The 4,205-nt window shown below is 59.4% G+C and carries 5 protein-coding genes; 4 read left to right on the top strand and 1 reads right to left on the bottom strand.

The window, feature by feature from the left end; translation table 11 throughout:
* Window positions 1–389 precede the first annotated feature (389 nt).
* Window positions 390–653, top strand: a complete 264-nt coding sequence (locus BP858_RS05880) for a hypothetical protein (protein WP_014867928.1) — start codon at window positions 390–392, stop codon at window positions 651–653.
* Between the two features lie 48 nt (window positions 654–701).
* Here the strand turns inward: BP858_RS05880 and BP858_RS05875 are convergent, their stop codons facing one another.
* Window positions 702–1,940 (bottom strand): proteasome-activating nucleotidase, encoded by a 1,239-nt coding sequence (locus tag BP858_RS05875; protein WP_014867929.1) that lies wholly within the window; start codon window positions 1,938–1,940, stop codon window positions 702–704.
* Window positions 1,941–1,970: 30 nt separating this feature from the next.
* On the opposite strand from BP858_RS05875, the gene BP858_RS05870 reads away from it, so the two are divergent.
* The 3 genes from BP858_RS05870 to BP858_RS05860 all read left to right on the top strand — a co-directional run.
* Window positions 1,971–2,483: a multiprotein bridging factor aMBF1 gene (locus BP858_RS05870; RefSeq protein WP_014867930.1), complete on the top strand. Its 513-nt coding sequence runs from the start codon at window positions 1,971–1,973 to the stop codon at window positions 2,481–2,483.
* Window positions 2,484–2,911: 428 nt separating this feature from the next.
* Window positions 2,912–3,703: a 2-amino-3,7-dideoxy-D-threo-hept-6-ulosonate synthase gene (locus BP858_RS05865; protein ID WP_286879086.1), complete on the top strand. Its 792-nt coding sequence runs from the start codon at window positions 2,912–2,914 to the stop codon at window positions 3,701–3,703.
* 5 nt (window positions 3,704–3,708) lie between these two features.
* Window positions 3,709–4,205: 2-amino-3,7-dideoxy-D-threo-hept-6-ulosonate synthase (locus tag BP858_RS05860; protein ID WP_286879087.1), on the top strand; the 497-nt coding region annotated here is incomplete at its 3' end.

Here is a 4,205-nt window from a genome sequence, read left to right as displayed (position 1 = left end):
CGGGGCGATTCCCACCACGGCCCCCTGTCTGGGTGAGGCGGGGAACAGTCCAGATCTGGTATCCGGGCTTCGTCAGATCCGGGTTTCAAGCAATTGACTGGGATTCAGCAAAGGTTGAGACTCTCCGGTACCACCATGAGTGCATTGCCCCCATGGTTGCGTTCGCGCCAATGGGGCGAGCTCCCTCCCCTACCCCCTTCCCTAAGGCGAAGAGTCACCACGGTCCACTGCCCGGGGAGAGCCCGGGGGAATCCACCCCACCGGGTGGGGACGAGCACCTGAACCCGAACGGGGGGTCAACTGAGTCTGATAATTCGGAATCGGTGTACCAGCACCCCACCGGCATCCTCAAGAACAGGTTAATATAGCGTAAAGTTTCAGGGGAGAGTATGGCCGCAAACAGGGAGGAGCAGCAGAACGTCATCGAGAAGGTCAGGGAAATCCTCTCGACCTACCACACCCGGGATGCCGTCCGCGAAGAACTGGAGTCGCTCGGCTTCGATGTCAGGGCGGAACATGGGGACGTCGTATCCCTGGAGAACACGCATGCTGAGATCTTTGTCCAGATCTTTGTAAACGACCGGGGCGATCTCTTCGACTCGCACGTCGTGACGTTCGATGAGCTCGAACTAAAACCACGGGCGAAAGACTGATCCTAAAAGCCCATCCCGTCGGGAGGATTCGCAGAAAAAGGGTGGTTTTCAGGCGAACATCTCGCCGTAGGTGGTGTGGAAATGGTGCTGGTCAAAATCAACCGAGAGTTTATCGATCGCCTTCATGAAATCCTCGTGACCGACCGTATCGTGCTCCATCCTGATGGCAAACATGCCCGCTTCCATGCATATCGCCCGGAGGTCTGCGCCGTTCTTGCCCTCAGTGAGCCGGGCCACCTCCGAGAGGTTGACATCCTCGCCAAGGTTCATGTTCTGGGTATGGATCTTTAGGATGGCGAGCCTTCCCTGATGGTCGGGGAGCGGTATCGCGATCATCCGGTCGAACCTGCCCGGGCGGAGAAGCGCACGGTCGAGGATGTCGATCCGGTTAGTCGCGGCGATGATCTTGACGTCGCCCCGGTTCTCGAACCCGTCCATCTCGGCCAGGAGCTGCATCAACGTCCTCTGGACCTCGCGGTCGCCCGACGTCGTCGAGTCATTCCGGTGCGCGCCGATCGCATCGATCTCGTCGATGAAGATGATCGAAGGCGACTTCTGCTTCGCAAGGTCGAAGAGTTCCCTGACCAGGCGTGCCCCCTCACCGATGTATTTCTGCACCAGCTCCGAGCCGACCACGCGGAGGAAGTGCGCGTTCGTATGGTGGGCCACCGCCCGCGCAAGCAGAGTCTTCCCCGTGCCGGGCGGCCCGTGGAGCAGCACACCCTTCGGTGGGGAGATCCCGACCTTCTCGAAGAGGTGCGGTTTGGTCAGGGGGAGCTCGACCGCTTCCCTGACCTCCTCAATCTGCGCCTCAAGCCCGCCGATGTTCTCGTAGGTCTCCTCCGGAGAATCAACCAGTTCCATACCGTAGATCTGCGCGTCGTAACTTGTGGGGAGCACATCCACGATGGCGAGGGACTGCTGATTGAGTGTGCACCGTACGCCGGGTTTGAGGAGATCAGGGTCGATAAGCTGCGATGTACGGACCAGGAACCGTGGCCCTGCGCTGCTTCGCACAATCACCCGGCTGTTGTCAATCACATCCGTTACCGTCCCGATCACGAGAGGAGGACTCCTGAGTTGTTCGATTTCACTCTTCAGTTTACGCAGTTCGCGTTCGTAGCGGATCTTCTGGGTCTCAATATATCGTTTCTCGGATTCCATCTGGCGAAACTGTTCGCGTAGCTCCAGGTTTCGGTTTTCGAGGTTAGTTATCCGTTCCAGGAGATACTGGTAGATGTCTTCACCGGTATCCTTCTCTGGTGCCTGCCGAGCGATATCTCCCATAGGTCTCCTCGATTAATTATATAGGTTAAAATGAATATAAAGTTGTTTGCGAGACTTATGCAGTGTGAACTATGCGGTGCTCCCATACAGGGATCACCGAAAACCATTCAGATCGAGGGTGCAGAACTCCGTGTCTGCGTCCGATGTGCGAAACACGGTACAGAAGTCCAGCAATCGCGACAGAGGGTTGTCCAGAAAAAAACGGGCATCGCTGTCACGCAGACCAGAAGAAGGCCGCGGGATGTCTTTGACATGATGGAGGGAGAGATCGTCGAAGACTACGCCGACCGGATTCGTGTCGCCCGGGAAGAGAAGGAATGGTCCACCCTTGACCTTGCACAGGAAGTTAAGGAACGTGAAGTCCTGATCAAGAAGATCGAGAAGGGTGATCTCATCCCCGAAGACGATCTCCGGCGGAAACTTGAGAAAGCACTCGATATCAGGCTGATCGATTCAGCCGAAGATACCACCTCCACCGGCGGGCCGGGACGGGTGACCATGACCATCGGCGACGTCATAGCGTTTCGGAAGGGCCGGAAGTAAGGCCTTCCCTGATACTTTTTTCCCATGAAACGCTCATGAGGCTGCACAACGAGCCTCATCCCTGTGCAGTGGACCGTGGTTGGCGTCGCGCCGGGGACCTTCTGTCCCCCGGAGCAGCGAGGCATCCAGGGAGGCGCGCACGCGGTTTCATGGGGGCCGGGCCGACCCTGGATTCATCCTTCGCGCCACCAGCCGGCACATTTTTATATAAGGACACGTAACGATATACGCAATGCAGGGTGAATGTTTTTTCGCCGGTGACCGCTTTTACCTCGGTTAACGGAGTAGCCGCCCTCGCAGAAGCAACACACCAGTTCTTAACCGCCGGTATCCGTGACTGCGGAGCGGCAGCGTTCTATAGCTATTTTATCCGGTTTTAAACCATCCCGGAGACTGTATTCACTCAAAATCCGGGGGAGATTGTGGTTATGAGAGGAAAAGAGATTCGTCTGGAACGTATTATGGATCGGAATACCGGCAGGACCATCATCGTGCCGCTTGACCACGGCGTAACGCTCGGCCCCATCCCGGGGCTGGTCGATCTCGGGAAAACCATCGACCTCGTCGCCGATGGCGGAGCGAACGCGGTGGTCGGTCATCTGGGGCTTGCGCTGCACGGCCACCGGGGGCATGGGCGGGACGTCGGCCTTATCATGCACCTCTCGGCGAGCACCAGCATCGGCCCCGACCCGAACGACAAGGTGCTCGTAAACACCGTCACGAACGCCCTGAAGATGGGCGCAGACGGCGTTTCGGTGCATATCAACGTCGGGGCCGACTCCGAAGCAAGGATGATTGAAGACCTCGGCAGGGTCGCGGTCACGTGCATGGAGTGGGGGATGCCGCTCCTTGCGATGATGTACCCCCGGGGCCGGAAGGTCGCGGATGAGCACGAGGTCGAGAGTGTCAAGCTCGCCGCGCGGGTTGCGGCTGAACTCGGCGCCGATATCGTCAAGACCGTCTACACCGGGGATCCGGACTCGTTCCGCGAGGTGACCCGGGGTTGCCCGGTGCCGGTCGTGGTCGCGGGTGGCTCAAAGACCGACGACCGCGCGATCCTCGACCTGGTGGAGGGCGCGATGGAGGGGGGTGCCGCCGGGATATCGATCGGGAGGAACGCCTTCCAGCACCCGGCGCCTGACCGCCTGATACGGGCCGCGGCGCTGATCATCCATGAGGGACGGTCGGCAGAGGAAGCGGTAGAGATTCTTGAGATGTGATGAAGATGATTGGAAAAGAGATCCGCCTGGAGCGGATAATGGACCGGAACACCGGTCGCGCCGTGATCATTCCGATGGATCACGGGTTTACCATGGGCCAGATCGAGGGGCTCCGCAACATGACGGGTATCGTCAGCGAGGTGAGCGAGGCCGGGGCGAACGCCATCGTGCTCCACAAGGGCATGGTGAAGGGAGGGCACCGGAAACGCGGAAAGGATATTGGTCTCATCGTGCACCTCTCCGCGAGCACGTCGATGAACCCTGACCCCAATGATAAGGTGCTCGTCTGCACCGTGGAGGAGGCGGTCGCGCTTGGCGCCGATGCAGTCTCCATCCACATCAACCTGGGCGCGCCGAACGAGTCACGGATGATCGAGTCTGCGGGCGCGGTGGTGCGGGACTGCAACCGCTGGGGGATGCCGCTCCTGATCATGATCTACCCCCGCGGCAAGGGGATCGACCCCACATCGCCACAGGCGATCGGGCACTGCGTCCGGGTCGC

Source organism: Methanoculleus sp. UBA413, assembly GCF_002502935.1.
Classification (GTDB): domain Archaea; phylum Halobacteriota; class Methanomicrobia; order Methanomicrobiales; family Methanoculleaceae; genus Methanoculleus; species Methanoculleus bourgensis.
This window is presented reverse-complemented; position numbering and strand designations above follow the sequence as displayed.